16 protein-coding genes are annotated in these 22,076 nt (G+C 62.5%); 9 read left to right on the top strand and 7 right to left on the bottom strand.

Annotated elements, in window-relative coordinates:
- Nucleotides 1–33: 33 nt before the first annotated feature.
- On the bottom strand, nucleotides 34–1,614 hold the full coding sequence (locus BLT26_RS14050) for a hypothetical protein (protein WP_175453129.1): 1,581 nt from the start codon (nucleotides 1,612–1,614) through the stop codon (nucleotides 34–36).
- Nucleotides 1,615–1,914: 300 nt separating this feature from the next.
- On the opposite strand from BLT26_RS14050, the gene BLT26_RS14045 reads away from it, so the two are divergent.
- Nucleotides 1,915–4,635 carry a M1 family metallopeptidase gene (locus BLT26_RS14045; RefSeq protein WP_091515782.1) on the top strand — a complete coding sequence of 907 codons (2,721 nt, stop codon included), beginning with the start codon at nucleotides 1,915–1,917 and terminating at the stop codon, nucleotides 4,633–4,635.
- Between the two features lie 49 nt (nucleotides 4,636–4,684).
- Here the strand turns inward: BLT26_RS14045 and BLT26_RS14040 are convergent, their stop codons facing one another.
- The 3 genes from BLT26_RS14040 to BLT26_RS14030 all read right to left on the bottom strand — a co-directional run bounded on the left by BLT26_RS14040 (nucleotide 4,685) and on the right by BLT26_RS14030 (nucleotide 9,543).
- On the bottom strand, nucleotides 4,685–6,154 hold the full coding sequence (locus tag BLT26_RS14040) for a tetratricopeptide repeat-containing sulfotransferase family protein (RefSeq protein ID WP_175453128.1): 1,470 nt from the start codon (nucleotides 6,152–6,154) through the stop codon (nucleotides 4,685–4,687).
- A 69-nt stretch (nucleotides 6,155–6,223) separates the two neighbouring features.
- Nucleotides 6,224–8,602 (bottom strand): TonB-dependent receptor, encoded by a 2,379-nt coding sequence (locus BLT26_RS14035; RefSeq protein WP_091515776.1) that lies wholly within the window; start codon nucleotides 8,600–8,602, stop codon nucleotides 6,224–6,226.
- Nucleotides 8,603–8,694: 92 nt separating this feature from the next.
- Nucleotides 8,695–9,543, bottom strand: coding sequence for a carbon-nitrogen hydrolase family protein (locus BLT26_RS14030; RefSeq protein ID WP_091515772.1), 849 nt, complete (start codon nucleotides 9,541–9,543; stop codon nucleotides 8,695–8,697).
- Nucleotides 9,544–9,838: 295 nt separating this feature from the next.
- Between BLT26_RS14030 and BLT26_RS14025 the strand changes: the two genes are divergently transcribed.
- A complete protein-coding gene (locus tag BLT26_RS14025; RefSeq protein ID WP_091515768.1) occupies nucleotides 9,839–11,095 on the top strand; it encodes an MFS transporter in 1,257 nt (418 codons plus the stop codon).
- A 44-nt stretch (nucleotides 11,096–11,139) separates the two neighbouring features.
- Here the strand turns inward: BLT26_RS14025 and BLT26_RS14020 are convergent, their stop codons facing one another.
- The 3 genes from BLT26_RS14020 to BLT26_RS14010 all read right to left on the bottom strand — a co-directional run bounded on the left by BLT26_RS14020 (nucleotide 11,140) and on the right by BLT26_RS14010 (nucleotide 15,521).
- The gene (locus tag BLT26_RS14020) at nucleotides 11,140–12,945 is read right to left on the bottom strand and encodes an aminotransferase-like domain-containing protein (protein ID WP_091515764.1); all 1,806 of its coding nucleotides are present in this window, start codon (nucleotides 12,943–12,945) and stop codon (nucleotides 11,140–11,142) included.
- Nucleotides 12,946–13,198: 253 nt separating this feature from the next.
- Nucleotides 13,199–14,263 carry a class II fructose-bisphosphate aldolase gene (fba, locus tag BLT26_RS14015; protein ID WP_091515759.1) on the bottom strand — a complete coding sequence of 355 codons (1,065 nt, stop codon included), beginning with the start codon at nucleotides 14,261–14,263 and terminating at the stop codon, nucleotides 13,199–13,201.
- A gap of 94 nt (nucleotides 14,264–14,357) precedes the next feature.
- Complete coding sequence (locus tag BLT26_RS14010; RefSeq protein WP_091515755.1) at nucleotides 14,358–15,521, bottom strand: phosphoglycerate kinase; 1,164 nt, start codon at nucleotides 15,519–15,521, stop codon at nucleotides 14,358–14,360.
- A 203-nt stretch (nucleotides 15,522–15,724) separates the two neighbouring features.
- Here BLT26_RS14010 and BLT26_RS14005 point away from each other — a divergent pair, with 203 nt between their 5' ends.
- The 7 genes from BLT26_RS14005 (at nucleotide 15,725) to BLT26_RS13975 (ending at nucleotide 22,045) form a co-directional block, all read left to right on the top strand.
- The gene (locus BLT26_RS14005) at nucleotides 15,725–16,495 is read left to right on the top strand and encodes an alpha/beta hydrolase family protein (protein ID WP_091515752.1); all 771 of its coding nucleotides are present in this window, start codon (nucleotides 15,725–15,727) and stop codon (nucleotides 16,493–16,495) included.
- Entirely contained in the window at nucleotides 16,495–16,692 is a 198-nt protein-coding gene (locus BLT26_RS14000) for a CPXCG motif-containing cysteine-rich protein (protein WP_091515749.1), read from the top strand. The genes BLT26_RS14005 and BLT26_RS14000 overlap by 1 nt, the downstream gene beginning before the upstream one ends.
- A 143-nt stretch (nucleotides 16,693–16,835) precedes the next feature.
- Nucleotides 16,836–17,234, top strand: coding sequence for a globin (locus BLT26_RS13995; protein ID WP_091515745.1), 399 nt, complete (start codon nucleotides 16,836–16,838; stop codon nucleotides 17,232–17,234).
- 717 nt (nucleotides 17,235–17,951) lie between these two features.
- Complete coding sequence (locus tag BLT26_RS13990; RefSeq protein WP_091515741.1) at nucleotides 17,952–19,526, top strand: S8 family serine peptidase; 1,575 nt, start codon at nucleotides 17,952–17,954, stop codon at nucleotides 19,524–19,526.
- A gap of 219 nt (nucleotides 19,527–19,745) precedes the next feature.
- Nucleotides 19,746–19,976: a DUF350 domain-containing protein gene (locus BLT26_RS13985; RefSeq protein WP_091515736.1), complete on the top strand. Its 231-nt coding sequence runs from the start codon at nucleotides 19,746–19,748 to the stop codon at nucleotides 19,974–19,976.
- Nucleotides 19,977–19,978: 2 nt separating this feature from the next.
- Entirely contained in the window at nucleotides 19,979–20,800 is an 822-nt protein-coding gene (locus BLT26_RS13980; RefSeq protein ID WP_091515732.1) for a transglutaminase domain-containing protein, read from the top strand.
- A gap of 315 nt (nucleotides 20,801–21,115) precedes the next feature.
- Complete coding sequence (locus tag BLT26_RS13975; protein WP_091515728.1) at nucleotides 21,116–22,045, top strand: SGNH/GDSL hydrolase family protein; 930 nt, start codon at nucleotides 21,116–21,118, stop codon at nucleotides 22,043–22,045.
- The last annotated feature ends 31 nt before the right edge of the window (nucleotides 22,046–22,076 follow it).

The following is a 22,076-nucleotide window of genomic DNA, read 5'->3' as shown; positions in this document are numbered from 1 at the left end:
AACCCCGCCAGGTGGCGGGGTTTATCCGGGGAGTTATCCCTCGTTTTTTTCACTGGCCTTACTGGCCAGGGTCCTGTCGACCCGGGCTTTCACCCCGGGTTCTTCTTCGGCCTTCATCTCCGCCAGCATGAGTTTCATCTGCTGGTACTGGTCCTCGTCATTGAGTTCCATCAGCAACGGCTCGGCCACCCGGGCGAAATATTCGGCGTCCCGCTTGTCATAAAGTTCGCGGGCCATCCACTGGGCAATATGGACCTGTCGCGGTGCACGCAGGTAGGCCTGCTCGAGCATCTCCAGGTATTTTTCCCGGGGGTAATCGAGCATCTCCATGCTCATCGCCAGCCCATACCAGTGGGAAGCGGTTTCAGCATCGTTGTTCACCAGGAACACGAACTTGTCGCGCACTTTTTTCAGCTCTTCCCGATTACGCTGGTCGACGGTGGTGTTGGCCTGGCGGGTCAGCCCCAGCCAGGCGTCCACATGCTGGTAACGAAACTTGCTGCGCTCGGCCACCGGAACAGATGCCAGTAACCTTTCGGCCGCCTCGTAGTTACCCATGCGGGTTTCCGCATCGGCCTGGACGGCGACCAGTTCCGCACTCATCAGGCCATTGGCGTGCGCATACTGGAGCAGGGAATCGAGACCGCCGAGGTTATAGCCGGAGAGCACCAGGAAGTGACCCACCTCCGCGATCGCACGCTGCGGCGGGAGCTGGCGGACATCGGGTGTCACCTCGCGGAATTCAGCCGGGACTATGCCGCCCGCCATCTCGAATTCACCTTCCTGGAACAACTGCTCATAACGCTTTTCGACGTCGGCAAGTTTGACCCCGAAAGTACTCTCGAGGGATTCCACCGGGTCAGCCCCGCTGTTAAAGGCACGGACATAATCCTTGAACTCTTCTACCTTGCCGCTCTCCATGATCAGCCAGTGGGCCAGCATCCAGCCACTGGCATAGACGCGGGGCTTTTCCTCATTCGGCGTGTTCATTACGGTCGCACGCAACAGTTGCTCGATCGGCATGGGGCTGGCGTAGAGCAGGGTCATGGCCCGCTCCTCGGGAACGGCACCCAGCTTGTAGCGGCCCGGCACCGGGAAAGTCATGGTGGACATGAACTCGGCAAAGCCCTCGCTGTACCAGTAGGGGTAATGGGTGGTGTTGCCGTGGTAGCTGAGAAAGTGGGTGTATTCGTGAAACAGGAACTCGCGCGCCTGCAGCTGGCGCGTGCCGCTGCGGCCATCCAGGTTCACCAGCGCGTAGCTGCCCTGGGCCGTGGTGTCGAACAGGCCATTGGTCATCTCCGCCAGCTCGGCTCCCACCAGGCCGGCGTAGGTCTGGCGATCCGCGGTGGCGTAGATAGTGAGCTTCTGCTGTTCCTGCCGGGCCCCCTCGGCCCCCAGCAGTTTCAGCGCCACCGCACGGTAGCGCTCCAGGTCACGAGCCAGCGTCTCTACCGCCTGTGGGTCGCCATTGGTCACGATACGGAAGTTCTCGCTGTCCACCTGGTACCAGGTTTCCTCGCCCAGGTTGTGCTGCGCGCTGCAGGCGGAGAGGATCAAACCGGAAAATATTACCAACAAAGCGAGCGTGCGATGGAACATAGTTCTTGCCACTAGTGAGTTCTGCTAACGCCCTCCATGGCAGGTCGAAGAGGCTCACACACTACCGGTTTTGGCTGTACAAAAAAAGAACAATTTTAGACGAGAACCGGGCGTCCGTCGGACTTTCTGGGACCAGGAAAATCCGGGCAGTCACCTTTCCTTCCGCCTCCCGAGCCCTGCCGCCGGGAATGGCGCAGGGGTCATTTGCATGGTTGCCAGAGCCCGGCCAGCACCGGGATGGCGACGGCCGGTCGTGGGCCAATGCCTTCCCGACCCGTTACAATGATGGCTTTTGCCAAGTAACGGGAGCCTATGAAGAAGATAACCCTGCGCAGCCTGCTGGCCGTGGCGCTACTGGCACTGGCCGCCTGCGGCCCCTCTGATGAATCCCCATCCGGCTCGGGCGAGTCCACCGCTGCCGGGCCAGCGGAGGCCCCCGGCGAGGCCGCAGTCTCGCCAGCGCCCGATGGCCGCCTGCCCGAGGGCGTGCGCCCCACCGCCTACCGCCTGGACCTCCTGCTGGACCCGCGCCGGGACGATTTCTCCGGCAGCGTGGAGATCGACATCCAGCTCGACCAGCCGGCGGAGCATATCTGGATGCACGGCAAGGATCTCCGGGTCAGCGAGGCCACCGCGGTCACGCCCGCGGGTGAAAAAGTGGCCGCCGACTACGAGCAGGTACTCGACAGCGGCGTGGTGCGGGTAAGCTTTGCCCGGCCGCTGCCCGCCGGCGAGTTCACCCTGCGGCTCCAGTACAGCGCCGACTTCGACCGCAACCTCGCCGGGCTCTTTAAGGTGGAGGAGCAGGGTGAGTCCTACGCGCTGGCGAAGTCCGAATCCATCCAGGCCCGCAAGTACCTGCCCGGCTTCGATGAGCCGGGGCTGAAGGCGCCGTTCGATATCAGCCTGACCATCCCCGAGGGTTACGTCGCCATCAGTAACGGACCGGAGGCGAAACGCGAGCCCGCCGGCGATGGCCTGGAGAAAGTAACCTTTGCCACCACCCGCCCCACTCCCACCTACCTGCTGTCACTGGCAGTAGGGCCTTTCGACGTGGTGGAGCGCCCGGCAATCCCGGCCAATGAATACCGCAAGGAAGCCGTACCCCTGCGGGGTTTCGCGCGCAAGGGTCGCGGCGACGACATGGCCTATATCCTCGACGTCACACCACGCATGCTGGAGATTTTCGAGCAGGAGCTGCAGCGCCCCTACCCGTTCGAGAAGCTCGACATTATCGCCGCGCCGCAGTGGCCCAGTGGCGCTACCGAGCTGTCCGCCGCCATCACCTACCGCGAGCAACGCATCCTGGTGGAGGGTGATGAGCCGGCGCCGGGCGCGCGGCTGGCCCTGCTGGGTGTGCATGCCCACGAACTGGCCCACATGTGGTTCGGCAACCTGGTCACCCCGCCCTGGTGGGATGACCTGTGGCTCAAGGAGGGCTTCGCCACCTGGGGCACGCCGCTCAGCCTGACCATCTTCGAGCCCGAAGGCGGCCACGAGCTTAACGCCGCGGTGCGGGCCATCAGCGCCATGCAGCTCGATTCGCTCGACAGCACCCGGGCGATCCGCGAGCCCATCGATGGCAACGACGATATCCGCAATGCCTACGATTCCATCACCTATGCCAAGAGCCTGGCGGTGATCCACATGGTTGACCAGTACTTCGGGCCGGACCGCTTTCGCCCGGCGCTGGGACGCTATGTCGAGACTTTCGCCGACGGCGTGGCCGACTCAGAGGATTTCTACCGGGTAATCGGTGAGGAGACCAATACCCCGGAGCTGACCGATACCTTCCGCAGTTTTGTCGAGCAGAAAGGGGTGCCGGTATTGACCGTAAACCTGGAATGCGAGACTGCCGGCAAGCCGCAGGTAACCATCAGCCAGGACCGCTATCGCCCACTGGGCTCGCCGATCCAGCAGAGCGGCCAGCGGTGGACCATCCCACTGTGCCTGCGCACCGACCGGGGTCGCCAGTGCCTGATGCTGGCGGAAAACCAGCAGACAGTGCCGCTGGAGGGCGACCAGTGCCCGAACTGGCTGCTGCCCAACGCGGACGGCAGTGGCTATTACCGCTGGAACTTCGCCGGCGACCAGTGGCAGCCGCTGGTTGAGCATTTCGCCGATCTCACTGCCACCGAGCAACTCTCCGTCATCGACAGCGCCTTCGCCGCATTCGAGGCGGGCGAACTGCCGGTCGCGACGCTGCTCGGGGTGGTGCGTGCATCCGCCGCCGCCGAGCGCCGGCAGGTAATCACCGCAGCGCTCGGCAACCTGGCAGAGTACCGCCGCAGTATGCTGCCGGAGAAAGCGCTGCCGGACTTCTCCCGCTTCCTGCGCGAGCTCTACCAGCCGGTCCTGGACCGCACCGCCGGCAGCAGCGACGCAGAAGAGAAGCTGCTGCACAGCGAGTTGCTGGCCTTTATGGCGCTGGTTGCCGAGGACAGGCAGGCACGCGGGAAGCTTGCCGAAAAGGCCACCGCCTTCACCGGTTTCAAGGGCAAGCGCGATCCCGCCGCGCTGGATTCCGACCTGTACGAACCGGCGCTGGTAGTGGCGGTTCAGGATGCCGGCGACGAATTCCTGCCGCACCTGGTCAGGGTGCGCGGCGAACTGGACGACCCGCGTTTCGACAACGCCAGTGCCAATGCCATCGGCGCCGCCAACAAACCGGAGCAGGCCGGGGATGTACAGAAACTGGCCCTCAGCAACGAGGTTGGTCCGCGCGAGGCCTTCGGGCTGATCGCCAGCGCCATGGCCGAGCCGGCAGTGCAGGAAGAGCACTGGCAGTGGCTGCAGGAGAACTTCCCTGCCGTGATCGAGAAGATCCCCGGGCAGTGGCGCCGCCGCACGCCGGCCTTCGCGCGCACCTTCTGCAACCGCGACCGCCTGCACCAGCTGCGGGACCTGTTCGACAAGCACGGCGACCTGGCCCCGGGGCACCAGCGCAGCCTGGCGCAGACTGCCGAGGCCATCGACCTGTGTATTGCCCAGCGCGAACAGGCACCGGAATTCGTGCGCGAATTGTCGCGCTGATCCCGCCTACCCAAGTACCGGATGCCGGCGTGTGCCGGCATCCAGCCGTTTACTCCACCGCAATGCCCGCCTTGTCCAGCGCCTCAGCCAGTGGCGCCAGCTGCTCACGGTAATGTTTCCAGTGTCCCACTGAGCGCGTATAGAGCGGCTGCCGCACCTGGGCCGAACTGGCGGTCGCCACGGGGCTGCGGTTGCGGTGGAATTCCCCACACGCCGGCTCCCAATCGAGCCCGGCCGCGGCCACCAGTGCCGGCGCCTCGTCATCGAACTTTTCCACGAGCCTCTCATAGGACTGGAAACGAATCCGGTCGGCTAACCTCTCCTGCCACGTTTCCCTTAATCGATGGTAGGCAATGTAGTAGTGCCCCAGGTCCTGCAGGCTGTAGGAAAACGGATAGCCCATGCGGAACAGGGTCTTGAACATGGCAAAGCAGGCATCCAGTGGGTGGCGATCCATCCAGATCATGGTTGCGCCGGGCATGCTGCGCGCGATCAATCCGGCGTAGAGAAAGTTTTGTGGTGTCTTATCAATATGTTTGTGCGCGGCTGAATCGAACTGTGCGAGCCGCTCCAGGTAGGCAGACGCAATCTGTTTGCCCGACCATTGGGCCGTCGCCCGCACCAGTTCCTCCTTGGGGAGGCTGTGGCCGGCAGTCACCATCAGCGATAGCGGCAGGTCGGTGATTTCACCGAAGCTGTCACACTGGCTATGGCTTGAGAGAATACGGTCTACCAGTGTCGTACCGGAGCGCGGCAGGCCGAAGACAAAGACCGCCTCCTCCCCCCGTTGGTCGACATCACTTTCCGCTGCAGGCTTACTGTGCTCCGCGCCGATCAATTCGAGTACCTGTAAATCCCCCTCGACCTGGTAGCGCATGGTCGCGCGGCGTAACTGCGCGCCGCGCCCGAACTGCTCGAATGCGCGGCGAAATTCACCGATATCCTCGAATTCCTTGCCCAGCGCGTAATGCAGCTGGATGCGGTCTTTCAGCGCCAGATCACTGCGTGCGATAAGCTTCTCAAGTGTCGGGATATGGCTGGAATCGGTGGACACACGGCGTATACCACTGAGCACCTGGTGGGCCTGGCCATCGGTTGGCCATTCCTGTACCAGTCGCTCCAGAATCGACTCAGCCTCCCCGAGGTCTCCCAGGGCGACCAGGTTTGCCGCCAGGTTATAGCGCGCATTGCGATTGCCGTCCCTTGCCAGAAGGCGATAGATTGCCATCGCCTCCGCCGGCACCTGGACCTGTGAAAACAGTTCAGCACAGCACTCCAGGTGATGCCGGTCCTGTCCCGCACGGCGGCGGTACTCCGCCAGCAGTGCCCTGACATCGCGGTGCTTGCCCAGGAACAGGCGACAGCGGATATGCAGCGACAGCAAATCCAGGTTGTCGGCGAAGTCCCGGCGCAGCTGCGCGATTGCCTGGTCTGCGGCGAGGAATCGCGCCTCGCCCAGCAACCGGTTAACGTCGGCTATTCCGCCCTGGAGACTGGCCTGCTCTTCTCTGGCATTCACTTGTCTGTTCGCTTTGCAAAGATAAAAAAGGGGCGCAATGCGCCCCAATGTACCCATTCAAGGAAGAAATCAGAAGCTCAATTTTAGGTTCGCGCCAATGGTTCTCGGCTGAACCAGGAAGCTCTTGGCCCCGTTGCCGTAATACTGCTGCGAGGGATCGGTTCCCATGTATTCTTCCTTGAACAGCCCGGTGGTGCCTTCCTCATTGGTCAGGTTCTTGGCAAACAGCGTTGCCGTCCACCATTCACCGGCCACCCCGATGTGCCCATCGAGCAGCGAGAAGCCATCCAGTTCAGCGGCGTAGGTCTGGCTGTCGCTGGCGGCATTCATGGTCGATGACTGGTAGTAAGCCGCCATGCGGCCGATCATTTCCAGCCCGCCATTGCCGAGCGGCGCGCGGTAGTCCAGCGCTGCCGTCAGGGTATTTTCGGGCGTTCCCGGCAGGCGCGTCCCGGCACTGGCAAGCGGCGCGGAGCGACCGGGCGCGGTGAGATCTGAATCCAGTTCGGCGTTGACATAGGCATAGCCGAGGCTGTAGCCGAGGTCCTGGCTCAGGTCGCCACTCAGCTCAAGCTCGATACCCGAGGTGCTCGCCGCCTCTCCATTGGTGACCGCGAAGAATCCCCAGTAGGGCGTGGCCGTATTTACCTGCACGTTGTCCCACTCCACCGCAAAGGCGGCAGCGGTGTAGGTCATAGAGCCAACGCTGCCCTTGATACCGGCCTCATAGTTGACCACGGTATCTGCCTCGTACTCAGCCCAGGAGGGATCTTCACCGAAGAAACCACTGGTGGGGGCTGCGTTCGATCCCCCCCGGCGGTAACCCTCGGAGATAGTGGCGTAGGCCATCATGTCTGCGGAAATATCGTAGGCGGCGTTCGCCTTGAACAGGAGACCATCATCCTCGGTAACGCGGCTGTCGTTAAGCACCGGGAAAATTGCCCCCGAGCCATAAGCGGGGAAATCCATGTAAACCGCAGATTCATACTCATTACTGAACTGGCGCGCACCGAGTGTCAGGTGCAGGGCGTCCAGGTGCCAGGTCAGTTCACCGTAGAATGCTGTTTCGGTGAAATTGTCGTCGCGCGCATAATCCCAGTCCTGGTCGCTGGCAACGATACCTGCGCCCCAGGCGGCATCGGCCCACTGCTGGTAACCGCGCAGGTAGCTCTGCTGGGCTCCCGCCGTGTCCTGGTCGATATAGAAAGCACCCAGGATCCAGTCGAGGCTATCGGTACCGTTGGAAACCAGCCTCAGTTCCTGGATAAACGCCGAGTCTTCATACTGGCGCACGGCGGAGGCCATGGGGCGGTTGTAGTTGTAATAGAAAGCACCGATCCAGCCATTCTGGGCATAGAAGCCGGTGTTCTCTGAAACCGAATCGCCGCTGTGATCGTAATCGGAGCTGGAGGAGGTCAGCGTGGCAAAACCCAGGTCTATTTCCGCCTCCAGGCTGTTCAGCGAGGCTTCCCGGCTGGACGGTTCCAGCTGGATCGACCCGTTTTCGTAATCGTCGTAGGCATTGCCCCAGCCATCCAGGCCCTCGGTCTGCTGGCGCCGCCCGCCGATCTCGTCTTCCTGGGTCATGTGGGTGAAGAGCACCTCGAAGTCATCCGTGGGCTGCCAGAGCGCCGCGAACCTGGCATAGGTGATTTCCACGGTATCCGCATCCTCGACAGTCCGGTACTCCGCTTCCGGTGACAGGACCCCCTCGGGTGCGACCGGGATTCCACTGTTGTCGAGCCGGTAAACATTCACGTAGTCCACCACGCCCGCATTGTCGACGAGCCCGGCGGCGGCGCGGATGGCAAGGGTATCGGACAGGGCGAGGTTAACGACCGAATCGGCACTGTAATTCAGGCCATCGGAGCCGGTCGTACTGGAGACACCGGAACTGAAATCCACGGAATTGCCTTCGGTATCGGGACTGCGGGTAATATACCTGACAGTTCCGCCAAGAGAGCCGGAACCGTACAGCGTGCCCTGGGGCCCACGCAGGATTTCCACCCGTTCCAGGTCCTTCAGGATGAAGTTGGCGTATACCGGGGTGCTGTTTACATAAGTTGAGACAGTCGGGGCTGCGGCAACGGAATAATCGCCCAGCGCGGCGCTGTCTACATTGAGGCCGCGAATCATAATGCCGTTGATCACACCGGAATTCCGGCTGCCACGGTCAACCACCGCAACTCCGGGCACGTTCCGCATCAGCTCTGCCTGGTCGGTAATCTGCGCCGCACTGATATCATCGCCGGAGACCGCAGAGATGTTGTAGGGAACATCCTGCACACTGGTTTCACGGGCAGTCGCGGTGACGATGACTTCCTCTATCGCGTCGTCGGCCTGCGCGTTAACAGCCTGGCTCACTGACAGGGCATAGCCAGCCGATACCGCGGTGATGGCCAGGGCCAGGTGATGCTTGCTGAAACTCCTTTTAGCTTGGTTTTTCATGATTCCCTCGATATTTTCTCTATTGTATCGGCCTGACTGCGCCGTTTGGTGTCGTTGCCTTGAAATAAAATGACCCGGGTTGCTCCCGGCCGTTACTCCGGTACCTTCAATGGTCCCAATTGCGCATAGGCAGGAGAGACCGCATTTTCATCGTATTGGGGGTAATGCACTGGCGTATCGCGGAAGCTCTTTAGTACCTGGCCGAGGCCTTTCATGCCGCGCTCGCGGACACGGGTAACTTTCTCCAGGTCGAGCTCGAACGGGATAACCTCCTCCTCCACCGAAGCCTCGTGGACTGTCTCACCCTCGGGCCCCACGATGATCGAGCGTCCCACGCCCTGCGCCCCGGCCGAATTCACATCGACGATGTAGCACTGGTTGGTGACGGCACTGGCGCGCACAATCGCCAGCTCGTCGCGGCGATCGATAGTGTCTGTCTTGGTGGGATGGATAATGACCTCCGCTCCCAGCCAGGTCAGGGCCCGGGTCGTTTCCGGAAACCACATGTCGTAGCAGATGGAGACCCCGAAGCGGCCTACATCCGGAACATCGAAAACCAGGAACTGGCCACCGCTGGCAACGCCCCGCTCATAGGGCAGGAACGGGTAGATCTTGCGATAGCGCCCCACCACTTCACCGTCCGGGTTGATGACCGGGGTGGTGTTGAACACCGAGCTGCCGCACTTTTCGTACATGGAGCCGGGCACCAGCCAGATCCCGAGCTCGCGGGCACTTCGACAGAAGGCCTGCTCTTCCGGCGAAGGCAGCTCCCGGGCGTGCTGCACCCCCACACCGCGCAGCGCCAGTTCGCTCAGCACAATCATCTGTACCCATGGATAGCGCAGCTTGGTTTTCTGGATGCGTTGCAACAGCAGCTCCAGGTTGTCTGCCTCGTCCAGTCGCAACTGCAGCGCCGCTATCCCGAATGTCCTGTTCTTCATCACCAGATTGATTCCTGCTTGTTGCCCCGCCGCTCGGCCGGGCCTTTGATCTGGCTGTATCTTGGATAATTGGGTGGGAGGTCGATAGGTCCAGATGCGTGCTGTCGATGAGGCCAGGCGGAAAAATGCCCGGCCGCACGGTCGTAATTCTGCCGCTGGCCCCATCGCCCGGACCCAACTGGCACTATTCGTGCGGTGGCTATGCGTTAGCTTAGGGCCAGCAACGTCGGACTCGCCCGCATCACAGGAAGTCCTAAAGAAGTTATGCTGATCGAAAGCCGTTCCGGGAGAACCAATGAGCCACAACGCAGAAAGCATCACTGAACCGGGGCGGCCTGCCGCTGCCAGCGGATTATTGGGCGGGGGATTCCCGCGGGCGGCGGAAGATGGCTGGGTTGCCAGCTTGCTGCTGGCCTTCCTGTCGTCGGCGGGGCTCTATTATGTGAATATTTTCCCCGTGATCGTGGACTCGCTGATGGCCGGTGCCGGGCTCTCCGCAGCACAGGCCGGGGAAATCACTTTTGCCAACACGGTCGGCGCGGTGATCGGCGCTTTCTGTATTTCCCTCCTTGTCCGCAGGATACCCCGCTGGAAACTGGCTGCCGCCTGCCTGCTCGTGGCCTCTATCGGCATGGACCTGCTGACTATCAGCCTTGGCAATATAGAACTGCTGAAGCCCCTGCGGCTGGCACACGGCATCCTGGGCGGGGCACTTGTGGGACTCGGCTTTGCGGCCATCGCACGCAGCGGTATCGCCGGGCGCGCTTACAGCATGGTATTGCTGGTGCAGTACACGGGCGGCGCCATCGGCCTGCTGGTGCTGCCGGGGCTGGTCCAGCAGCACGGGACCTATGTGCCCTTCTATGCACTGGTTACCTTCAGCACCCTGACACTGGCGATGCTCCCGTTTGTGGCAGATTACCCCCTGCCGCGGGGAGCCGGGAAGACCCTGCTGCCGACGGATACGGAAGTAGGTGAGGCGATTGCGCAGGAGCGGCCTTCCCTAACCCCGATGGTGATCACCCTGGGGGCGCTGTTCTGCTTCCAGTTCGCGAACATGGCTCTGTTCGCCTTTATCTTCGACCTGGGCAAGTCGTTTGCCCTGCCGCTCGACTTCATCAGCCAGACCCTGTTCTGGGCCAACCTGATTGCCATCGGCGGTGCGGCGCTCGCCGCTTACACGGGACAGCGCTTCCCCCTGGCAGCCCCGCTCGGGATCGCCCTGCTGATCACCCTGTTGGGCCTGGCCATGTTCGCCTTCAGCAATATCAGGCCGGTCTTTATCCTCGCCAACATTGCCACCGGCATGACCTGGGCATTCTGTGTGCCCTACCTGCTGACCATGGCCTCCAGGTTCGACAGCGCGGGCCAGATGGGGGCGTTCGGCGGTTTTGCCTCGAAGATGGGACTGGCCTGTGGCCCGCTGGTGGCCGGATACTTTATTTCCGGCGGCGGCAGCTACACCCAGCTGGTGGGAATTGCCTGCTTCATGCTGCTGGTTTGCATGCTTGCACTGCCATCGGCAGCGCGGCTCGACCGGGCTCAATCCTGATACCCCATCGCGGATAGCCTTGCTGCCCGCTGTGGCGAGCCCGACTATTCCCGGGCGACGATCCCGGTGTCGATCAGCAGGCCCTCCTCGTTGAACCACTTGACCTGGTGCGCGTCGCGCACCACGTAAAAGGCCGCCTGGCGGCCGTAGGACCAGTTGCGCCACTGCCGCACCCACATATCACCCTGCAGCCACCAGTGCCCCGTGTCTGTCTCGTCCACGTCGACGTCGTTGCGCGCATACCCCTGCAGGGTGCCGTCCTCCAGCACCTCGATACGGTAGGACTCGCCAAGTGCATTGGTACCGAGCAGGACAGTGCCCGGAAACTCCGCGGTGATGTCTGCGGCATTGAGGCGGCGGCCCCCGGTGGTGGCCAGCGTCTCCTCATCCTGCGACAACTCGCCGTTGATCAGGCTTGCCAGGATACTCACCCCAGCCTCGATGCGGTCCGCCTCGATGGCGGAAAACCCGATCCTCAGCGCGTTGTATTCGCGCACCACCTCCAGCAGCAGCCCCTGCTGCTCAGCCTGTTTCTGCAACTGCTCGGCGCTGACCCGGTCCGGCAACTCCAGCCAGCAGGCGGTGCCGCAACTGGCACGGCGAACCAGTAGTTTGGGCAGGTGGTGCATGAGCGCCTCGCCCAGTGCCACCCAGCGCTCCCGCAGCTGGCGAGTGATGCGGAAGGTAGCGGCATCCAGGTGGCCGGCGGCGATGAATTTCGCCAGCAGGCGCTGGTTGATCGCCGGCACCCGCTCGCGCAGGGTATGACGCAGGGCCCGCAATCGCTGGACCACCGGCTTGGGCGCCACCATAACTGCGAGTTGCATCCCCGGGTCAACCGCCCTGGGCAGCTGGTAGAGGTAGATCACCGACTCACCGCCGGCAAGGCTTTTCAATGGCGGCAGGGGGCTGCCGTGATAGCAGAAGTCGTGCTCGCAATCATTCTCGATAATGACCGCCCCCTGTTCACCGGCCAGGCGCAGCAACTGGCGGCGACGTTCCAGGCTGGTGGTCACCGCGGTCGGGTTGTGGGCATTGGGCTGCAGGTACCAGCAGTCACTGTCAGTGAGCCCCGTCCCCAGCTCGGGGCCGTCGCTGTCCTGCGTAACGGCGTTAACGTTGACCCCGGTAGCGAGGAAGATCTCCTCCGTCCCGGCACAGGCCGGCCTGACCATCGCCAGCTGCCGGCCGGTTCCCATAAACAGCTCGCCCAGCAGGTAGCACGCCTGGTCGAGACCGCTGGTCACGAGCACCTGCCCGGGATCGACGTAGATACCGCGCCGCGGCAACAAGCGGGTGCAGATCTGTTCCACCAGCTGGCGGTCATCCTCATTGGCGCCGAGCGTCGCCCACTGGGCGACTTCGCGGCCGGCATATATATCCCGCGAGCACTCCCGCCACTCCGCCCCCGGGAACAGGCGCGGGTCGTATTCATTACTGATAAACGGAAAGGGGTACTGCAGCCAGTTGGCCGGACGAGAGCGCAGGGCGCGGCGGCTGACATGCACAGGGTTGCACCGCTCCCGCCAGAAGGCACGATCCGGCTCGCTGGTCGCCACACCGGTGCCGGATTCACCGGGGCTGATAACACCATGGGACTGCACGGAATCGGTGACGTAAAACCCGCTGCGCTCGCGAGTCACCAGGAAGCCGTCATCCACCAGCTGCTGGTAGGCCAATACCACGGTGTTGCGGGCAACCCCCAGTTGCCCGGCGAGCCGGCGCGAGGAAGGCATCCGGTGGCCCGCCGGGATACCGCCGGAAAGGATACCCTGGATAATTTTTTCACGAATCTGTTGCTGCAGGCCCTTGTCGGCCTGCGGCTCCAGCACGATCAGTGATTCCGCCATGTTTCTTGTTTTTTGAGGCCGCTGCCACAGGGGCCCGGAGAGGTTACGAGCAACGATAATGCCCCTGTTGGCGTGGCGCGTGCAAGCGAGCGGCTCAAGGGGCCAGCCCGGCCCTCGCTATCAGTCACTTTCACCCCACCGCGACGGGCAGCCGCTGTTACCACCTCATGGAGCGGAAACAAAAAAGGGGCGCCTCCTGAGGGGGCGCCCCTTTTCTGTATTAACCGGTTTGTATTAATCGGCTATCGGCTCGTTACTTGATTTTCGGCTCCAGTTCGCCGGCCTCGTAGCGCTGGTACATGGCCTCCAGCCCCAGCGGGCGGATCTTGCTGGCATTGCCGGCGGTGCCGAACGCCTCGTAGCGGGCCACGCAGATGTCCTTCATGGCGGTCAGGGCTGCCTTGTAGAACTTGCGCGGATCGAACTCGGACGGGTTCTCGGCCAGGAAGCGGCGGGTGGCACCGGTGGAGGCCAGGCGCAGGTCGGTATCGATATTGACCTTGCGCACGCCGTGCTTGATGCCCTCGCAGATCTGCTCGACCGGCACACCGTAGGTCTCGGGGATCTCACCGCCGAACTCGTTGATCACCGCCAGCCACTCCTGCGGCACCGAGGAGGAACCGTGCATCACCAGGTGCGTGTCCGGGATGCGCGCGTGGATCTCCTTGATCCGATCGATGGCGAGGATGTCGCCCGTGGGCGGGCGGGTAAACTTGTAGGCACCGTGGCTGGTGCCGCAGGCGATCGCCAGTGCGTCCACCTGGGTCTTCTGCACGAAGTCCGCAGCCTCTTCCGGGTCGGTCAGCAGCTGGTCGTGGGACAGCTGGCCCTCGGCGCCAACGCCGTCTTCCTCGCCGGCCATGCCAGTTTCCAGTGAGCCCAGGCAGCCCAGCTCGCCCTCCACGGACACGCCACAGGCGTGCGCCATTTCCACCGCACGCCGGGTAACGTCGACGTTGTACTCATAAGAGGCCGGGGTCTTGCCGTCTTCCTGCAGGGAGCCGTCCATCATCACCGAGCTGAAGCCCAGCTGGATGGAGCGCTGGCAGACGGCCGGGCTGGTGCCGTGGTCCTGGTGCATCACCACCGGGATCCCCGGGAATTCCTCGATCGCAGCCAGGATCAGGTGGCGCAGGAAGGGTGCGCCGGCATATTTGCGCGCACCGGCAGAGGCCTGCACGATCACCGGGGAGTCGGTCTCTTTGGCCGCCTCCATGATCGCGCGCATCTGCTCCAGGTTGTTGACGTTGAACGCCGGGACCCCGTAGCCGTGCTCGGCGGCGTGGTCCAGCAGTTGACGCAAGCTAATCAATGCCATGGAATTTACCTTTGGTTTTTTGACATCTCTCTAGATAGGTCCCCCGATCTGCGCCGGGGTGACCTGGGAAAACTCGGCCTCTAGCGGCGCGCCGTCACTCGGCGGCGCGCTCCTCCAGCATGGCCACCGCCGGCAGGGTCTTGCCCTCGACGTATTCAAGGAAGGCACCACCGCCGGTGGAAATGTAGGAGACCTTGTCGGCGATACCGTATTTGTCCACCGCCGCCAGGGTGTCACCACCCCCGGCAATGGAGAAGGCATCGCTGTCGGCGATGGCTTTCGACAGGTGCTCGGTGCCGCCGCCGAACTGGTCGAACTCGAACACCCCCACCGGACCGTTCCAGATAATGGTCTTCGCGTCCTTGAGGATCTCGGCAAGCTTCGCGGAGGATTCGGGGCCGATATCGAAAATCATGTCGTCGGCCTCGACCTCATCCACCGGCTTGGTCTCGGCCGCGGCGGTCTCACTGAACTCCTTGCCGGTCACCACATCCACCGGCAGGGGGATCTCGCACTTCTCCATCAGCGCGCTGGCAGTGTCGGTCAGTTCGTGCTCGCACAGGGACTTGCCCACCGGCTTACCGGCGGCAGCGAGGAAGGTATTCGCGATACCGCCGCCCACGATCAGCTGGTCCACCTTCGCCGACAGGGTCTCCAGTACGGTCAGCTTGGTGGACACCTTGGAGCCACCGACGATCGCCACCATCGGCCGCGCGGGCTCGGCCAGCGCCTTCTCCAGCGCGTCCAGCTCCGCCGCCAGCAGCGGCCCGGCACAGGCCACCGGGGCGAATTTGGCCACACCATGTGTGGAGGCCTGGGCCCGGTGAGCGGTGCCGAAGGCGTCCATCACGAAGATGTCACACAGGCCGGCATAGGCTTGCGCGAGCTCGGGATCATCCTTCTTCTCGCCCTTGTTGAAGCGCACATTCTCCAGCAGCGCCACCTCGCCCGCGGCCAGCTCGACCCCGTCCTGCCAGTCGCGGATCACCGGCACTTCGCGGCCCAGCAGCTTGCCCAGGTGCGCGGCCACCGGCGCCAGGGAGTACTCCTCGGCGTATTCGCCCTCGGTGGGGCGGCCCAGGTGGGACATCAGCAGCACTTTCGCCCCTGCGTCGACAGCGGCCTTGATGGTGGGGAGCGCCGCGCGGATGCGGGCATCCGAGGTCACCTCGCCTCCCTTTACCGGCACGTTCAGGTCCTCGCGAATCAGTACACGCTTGTCCGCCAGGTCCAGGTCCGTCATCAGTTTGACCGCCATCGCCAATCCCCTCTGCTGTGTTGTGAAATATTGCGTTCTGTACCCAAAGTGGGCGCGGATTATATCAACAGCGCGCCGTTACTGCCGACAGCAATGCGATTGATAACGCTGTCAATATCGTCCGACCACCCCGGAATTGGCCCTCACAGCACTGACTCCGTACTATTGTTGACCACCAATCGGGCCCATCAGGGGGAGCCAGAATGGCCAAGCGACAGCAAGTGACCTTCAGGGGGGGCAGCGAAGCCACCCTGTCGGGGATCATGGAACTACCGGATGAGGGCGAGCCGCGGGCCTGGGCGCTGTTCGCGCATTGCTTCACCTGCGGCAAGGATGTACTGGCTGCCGCCCGCATCGCCCGCCGGCTGGCGGACCTCGGCTGCGCGGTGCTGCGGTTCGATTTTACCGGGCTCGGCGACAGTGAGGGCAATTTCGCCGATACCAACTTCAGCTCCAATATCCGCGACCTCCTGAGCGCGGCGGACTTCCTGCACCGGGAGCATCACCCGGTAGACCTGCTGATCGGCCACAGCCTGGGTGGCGCCGCGGTGCTGGCTGCGGCGTCGCGGATCGAGGAGGCCCGGGCCGTTGTCACCATCGCCGCTCCCGCGGACCCCGACCACGTGATCAAGCAGTTCGCCTGCGCCCTGGACACCATCGAGTCCCGGGGCGAGGCCGAAGTCGACCTGGCCGGGCGACCGTTCACCATCAAGCGGCAGCTGGTAGAGGACCTTGAGAGCCACGATGGCGACTATATCCGCGAGCTCGGCCGGCCGCTATTGATCTACCACTCACCGGCGGACAGGACTGTTCACATCGATGAGGCGGCGGCAATCTACAGCCGCGCCAGGCACCCCAAGAGCTTTATCAGCCTCGACGACGCCGACCACCTGCTGACCCGCCGTGAGGATGCCGACTATGTGGCGGAAACCCTCGTGGCCTGGGTATCCCGCTACCTGCCGGGAGGGCGCTGATGGAACCACTGCAGGAATATACGGAAAACTGCCCCTACTGCGGCGAACCGATAACGTTGCTGGTGGACCTGTCTGCGGGCGACCAGGCCTATATCGAGGACTGCCAGGTCTGCTGTCGCCCCATCACTGTATCGGTTGAGTTACAGGCCGACGGCACCGCGGCGGTAAGCCTGCGGCACGAGGACAGCGCCAGCTAGGGCCCGCCGGCCATCCCCCTCCCATCCGACCGGCAACCGGTTTCCGAAAGCGCTCGCGACGTATAGAATCGCGCCGCCCCGCGGGCACCGCGGCTGGCAAGAGCAGTTATCAATCCCGCCACCGGCCAGGAAGGAATTACAGGATGGAAACCCCCGACAGCGATATTGTTTTCCAGAGCTATGGACGTTGCTGCAACAACCCGCAGTTCTTTGTCGATTTCTACGACCGTTTCATGGGCACGTCGACCGACGTGCGCGACATGTTTCGCGATACCGACATGAAGCAGCAGCGCCACCTGCTACGTAACGGCATCATGCAGCTGATCCTGGTGGCCCGCGGCATGCCCGACAGCAAGCTGCGCGCACTGGGCCAAAGCCACTCCCGCAGCGGCTACAACGTGCGCCCCGAGCTCTACTCCGTGTGGCTGGATGCGCTAATGGATACCGTGGCGCGCCACGATGCAGAGTTTTCCCCGGCAATCGACGGCGCCTGGCGCCGTGCCATCCAGCCGGGTATCGAGATGATCCGCAACGCCTACTGACCCCTCCTCGAGCTGCAACGGCCCCAGCGCCCGGGGCCGTTTGCCGGCACCAGCCGCCATTTTGTAACTAAATTTGGGACGTACCCCATTAATAGTGGCGGCACCACGGAACAGCAGCCGATAAAAGCCTGTGCCCCAATGCATACTAAGCAGGTTAGCGAGTCGCTATTAAAGGAGGTGCAGAAAGGACTTCCTGCCGAGGTAAGCTGGATATGAACGGCGACCACTGCATCTGCAGCAGGCAACCAGCAAAACTATCCCGACCCGGTAAGCCGTCCGGAGGGGCTTTTTTTGTGCGCACTTTTGAGGCGCGATCGGGATCCAATCTACAAAAGCCGTATCGGAGCACCGGACAAATATGAACAGGCTGACATTCGCGACTTGAGCGCCAGTTGGTACTTATAAAATTAAGCTGACAACACCACCAGGGCGACGCGTACGTCTGTACTAATTATGGCGTTGGGCTGCTCTGACCTAGACGGACCACGGCACTGATCCCCCAATAAAATTATGAGAAAACAGGCGCCAATTTCAGGTTTTGCAATGGGTTTCACATAAGCAAAATAATTCGATTGCCGCGGGTGAATGAGCTGCTAATTTTCTCCTTCTCCACCAGGGATGTGCCGGCCGGACATGAGCGAGGCAGTACAGCGGCAATGGCACCAAGGTGGTGCAATCCACGATAAGAAATACAGCAGCCCATCCGGAGCTCGATTCATGAAGAAGATCCTACCCACACTGCTCGCCAGTGCCATCGCCACAAGCGTTGCCGCACATGCGAGTGCCGCCGAAGACCGCTATATCATCAAGTTCAAGGCGGGCAAGAGTGCCGAAGTCAAGGCACAGCTCAACAAGGCCGGTGGTCGCACCGCCCTCGCCCTGGAGAAGCGCAACGCCGTGGCGGCGATGCTCTCCGACAAGGCACTGAATGCCATGCGGAACAATCCGAATGTGGAATACGTCGAGAAGGACGCCAAGCGCTGGCTCCTGGCCCAGGAAGTACCCTTTGGTATTCCCATGGTCCAGGCCGACCAGGTCAGTGACACCGTCGCCGGCAACAGCACCGTCTGTATCATCGACTCCGGCTATGACATCAGCCACGAGGACCTGTCCGGCAATATGGTGACCGGCACGAACGATTCCGGCACCGGCAACTGGTACGAAGACCAGAACGGCCACGGCACCCACGTGGCTGGCACCATTGCCGCCATCAACAACAGCACCGGCGTGGTCGGCGTGATGCCGAATGGCAACGTCAAGTTGCACATCGTCAAGGTGTTCACTGCGGAGGGTTGGGGCTACTCCTCCTCACTGGTCGCCGCGGCCGATACCTGTGCCGACAACGGCGCCAACGTCATCAACATGAGCCTCGGCGGTTCTCTGAAGTCACGCACCGAAGACGCGGCCTTCGCCGATCTTTACGCCAACCGCGGTGTGCTCTCCATCGCTGCCGCCGGTAACGATGGCAACACGCGTCACTCCTACCCGGCGTCTTACGACTCGGTCATGTCCATTGCTGCGATCGACAGCAACAAGGTGATTGCGGATTTCTCCCAGCAGACCAACCAGGTTGAACTGGCAGGCCCAGGCGTCAACGTGCTCTCCTCAGTACCTGTGGGCAGCGCTGTGGTCAGTTCGGTCACCGTGGGCGGCAGCGACGTAGCCTCCGCCGGAATGGAAGACAGCGCCATGGGCAGCGCCAGCGGATCGCTGGTGGACTGCGGCATCGGTGATTACGCCTGTACCGAGGCGGCCGGTGAAATCTGCCTGATTTCCCGCGGCAGCATCAGCTTTGCCGACAAGGTCCTCAACTGTGAGGCCGGCGGCGGCGTGGGCGCCATCATTTATAACAATGAGCCCGGCATGCTGTACGGCACCCTGGGTGGCGTAGCGACCAATATCCCGTCTGTAGGTATCTCCGATAGCGACGGCGCGGCGCTGATGAACCAGCTGGGCGCGGCTGCCACCGTGGCAGTCGAGGCGGGCGACTACGCCTACTTCAACGGCACCTCCATGGCCACCCCACACGTCGCCGGCGTAGCGGGCCTGGTGTGGAGCCACTACCCGAACTGTGCACCGGGTGAGATCCGCGCGGCCATGAATGCCACGGCGGAAGACCTGGGCGTGGCCGGACGTGATGACGCCTACGGTTACGGCCTGGTACAGGCCAAGGCAGCCTTCGACTACCTGGCAGCCAATGCCTGTACCGGCAGCAACCCCGGCTCCGGTGGCGGCACCGGTGGCGGCGGTAACGGCGGTGGCGGCAAGGGCGGTGGTCCGAAGAACCGTTAAACCGTTGAGTTAGCAGTACCAAAAGAAAGGGGGCCTCTGGCCCCCTTTTTTTTATGCCGTGCAATGGCTGACTCCCATGATATTTATTCCCGCAACGCGACCCCGCCGCTTTTTTCTACACCCTACACCTGAAGTCGTCGCCACCTCTGGCGCAGATGAATCCGCAAATCCTTTATGATTTAATCGGCCCTCAGATAATCAACGGATCTCACTTACCAGATGGAACTCGAATTTCTCACCGCCACCCTGTTCAACCTCGGCGTCAACCTGCTCTACACCCTGCTGGCACTATTTATCGGCATATTTGCTTTAATCGCCATCGACAAGAAACTGCTTAAACATGTGGATATCGAGGGAGAGCTGAAACAGGGAAATATTGCGGTGGCTATCTTTGCCTCTACCATTCTCATTTTTGTAGCCCTGATTATTTCCTTCGGCCTCAAGGGCTGATCATGCGCAGTCTGTGGCCCATCTTTTTGCTGGCGGGAATCCTCATCCTGCCGGAGCTGTTGCTGGAGGCCGAACGGCAGGCCGGTAATGAACACTTCACACCGGAGGAAGCCCGCCGGATCCTGCCGCTGGATAGCCCTACAGACAAAGACCAACAGGACTCCCAGCGGGGCCTGGTACGCGTGAGTGGCAGCAGCCGGCCCATTACCGAGGAACTGGTACAGAGGATGGTAGGGCGGCGCAGTGAAGCGGAAAGCGCCTACGTCTCCATCTGGAACTGGCAGGGCATCGCCGACGTCACCGCCTCGGCGCGCGGCCTGGACAGCAAGCACCACTTCGCCAACAGCTACCTGGTGGGCTTCCAGCCATTCGAGACCGAGGAGCTCTGGGTGCCCCTGTACAGCCTCGCCACCCGCAAGCAGTACCAGTACGACCACCTGCAGTATGCGGGACTCTCCGACATCTGGCAGACGTCGCGCCAGGCCTACTACCAGGCCCGCGGCGACTGCGAGGATCACGCCATTCTGCTGGCCGACTGGCTCATCAACCTGGGCGTCGACGCGCGGGTGGCCATGGGTACCCACAAGGGCCAGGGACATGCCTGGGTGGTGGCCATCGTCAACAACCGAGAGTACCTGCTCGAGGCAACCAGCAAGCGCCGCCAGACCACCTGGCAGGCGATGCCGCTGGCCGCGCTGGCCGAGGGCTACGAGGTGGAGTTCCAGTTCAACCGCGATTACTTCTGGGCCAGGAAAACGTCGACACCCACCCGCCGTTACCGCGGCAGCCACTGGGTGAAGAAGTCACAGTTTATTCGCGGCTAGTGAAGCCCTGCTTCGCAACAGAATTCCTCCGTAATTCCACCTTTTCAATTCTTCTTTTCCCGTTGCGGCCTCAGTCGAGCCTGGCCCAACTTCCACGACAACCGGCATCGATCCGGGAACTGGTAAGTCTGCACCACTTCTGGCTCACCGGCGTGCGTAGCGACTGACGACACGAATGCGAAGAAGATCCCAAAGCCGCTGACAGACCAACTGGTCGGCGCAATCCTGCCAACCAGTGGCTCGCCGGCCACCTAGTATCTCCGTGCTCACCGGAAAATAACGAACAACTAATTTCAGCGTGAACGGAGAAAAACCATGCACGGAGTCAGACTCTTCGCATTGATTGCACTATCAACGCTGTTGGCCAGTGGCCAGGCAATGGCGACCCCCGCCAAGGCCGTGGCCGCCGGGGACAGTATCACCATGGGCTTTGCCGCTGACTGTACCGGCAACACATTCTTTACCGGCGGCTTCTTCTGCCTCCTGGGTGGCGACCAGCCGGAGCACAGCTGGTTCGACGGCTACGATTCCGACGTCTACAGCGTGCACGACCGCTACAAACTCCTCGACCCGAATATCGCCGCGAACAAGAATGCGGCTCGCTCGGGGGCGGAAATGCGTGGCGGCGGTGACAGCTTCAGCATCCAGGCCGACCGCATCCTCTCGCAGACGGTTGTGGCTGACCATGTGGAAGTGGTACTGGGAGGCAACGATATCTGCAACCGCGACTGTGTCGACCCGGCCAATTGCAGCGACCCGCTTTACTCGGAAGGCCAGTGGCGCTCGGCAGTCCAGGCCGGCCTGGACAAGCTGGTGAATGGCCTGCCCGCAGGCTCCACCGTGTTGCTGGGCTCAGTCCCCCGCGTCCAGGACCTGTATGATGCCGGAGTGGCGAAGCAGACCAGGAACTGGCGGGTTAACTGCGAGAGCGCCTGGTCGACCTTCGGTATCTGCCGCATCGCCACCAACGATGGCACCCTGAACGGTGAGAGCTTCGCCACCCGCCTCGCGGGAGTTTCTGCCGCGCAGCGGCTCTATAACGAGGTGCTACAGCAGGAGGCCGCCGCGTACAACGGCATCAACGGTGTAGAAGTGGTGGCGGAGTACGATGGCGAGGAGCAGCAGAACGTGGGCACCTTCCGCTTCGGCAAAGACGATATCGACGGCGGCGATTGCTTCCATCCGAGCCGCCAGGGCCAGAACAAGATTGCCGGGCTGATGTGGGGTGGTAACCCGGACAAATAAGGTTTATCGGTGAGCGGGCCCCGCCGCCGGG

Origin of the sequence: Microbulbifer yueqingensis (assembly GCF_900100355.1) — a bacterium.
Classification (GTDB): domain Bacteria; phylum Pseudomonadota; class Gammaproteobacteria; order Pseudomonadales; family Cellvibrionaceae; genus Microbulbifer; species Microbulbifer yueqingensis.
Note: the sequence above shows the minus strand (reverse complement) of the source record. Positions and strands in the feature narration are given on the sequence as shown.

Coding starts and splice junctions, on each gene's coding strand:
- fba (WP_091515759.1), bottom strand. CDS start 14,263: ATGGCATTGATTAGCTTGCGTCAACTGCTGGACCACGCCGCCGAGCAC.
- BLT26_RS14005 (WP_091515752.1), top strand. CDS start 15,725: ATGGCCAAGCGACAGCAAGTGACCTTCAGGGGGGGCAGCGAAGCCACC.
- BLT26_RS14000 (WP_091515749.1), top strand. CDS start 16,495: ATGGAACCACTGCAGGAATATACGGAAAACTGCCCCTACTGCGGCGAA.
- BLT26_RS13990 (WP_091515741.1), top strand. CDS start 17,952: ATGAAGAAGATCCTACCCACACTGCTCGCCAGTGCCATCGCCACAAGC.
- BLT26_RS14025 (WP_091515768.1), top strand. CDS start 9,839: ATGAGCCACAACGCAGAAAGCATCACTGAACCGGGGCGGCCTGCCGCT.
- BLT26_RS13980 (WP_091515732.1), top strand. CDS start 19,979: ATGCGCAGTCTGTGGCCCATCTTTTTGCTGGCGGGAATCCTCATCCTG.
- BLT26_RS14030 (WP_091515772.1), bottom strand. CDS start 9,543: ATGAAGAACAGGACATTCGGGATAGCGGCGCTGCAGTTGCGACTGGAC.
- BLT26_RS13995 (WP_091515745.1), top strand. CDS start 16,836: ATGGAAACCCCCGACAGCGATATTGTTTTCCAGAGCTATGGACGTTGC.
- BLT26_RS13975 (WP_091515728.1), top strand. CDS start 21,116: ATGCACGGAGTCAGACTCTTCGCATTGATTGCACTATCAACGCTGTTG.
- BLT26_RS13985 (WP_091515736.1), top strand. CDS start 19,746: ATGGAACTCGAATTTCTCACCGCCACCCTGTTCAACCTCGGCGTCAAC.
- BLT26_RS14010 (WP_091515755.1), bottom strand. CDS start 15,521: ATGGCGGTCAAACTGATGACGGACCTGGACCTGGCGGACAAGCGTGTA.
- BLT26_RS14045 (WP_091515782.1), top strand. CDS start 1,915: ATGAAGAAGATAACCCTGCGCAGCCTGCTGGCCGTGGCGCTACTGGCA.
- BLT26_RS14020 (WP_091515764.1), bottom strand. CDS start 12,945: ATGGCGGAATCACTGATCGTGCTGGAGCCGCAGGCCGACAAGGGCCTG.
- BLT26_RS14035 (WP_091515776.1), bottom strand. CDS start 8,602: ATGAAAAACCAAGCTAAAAGGAGTTTCAGCAAGCATCACCTGGCCCTG.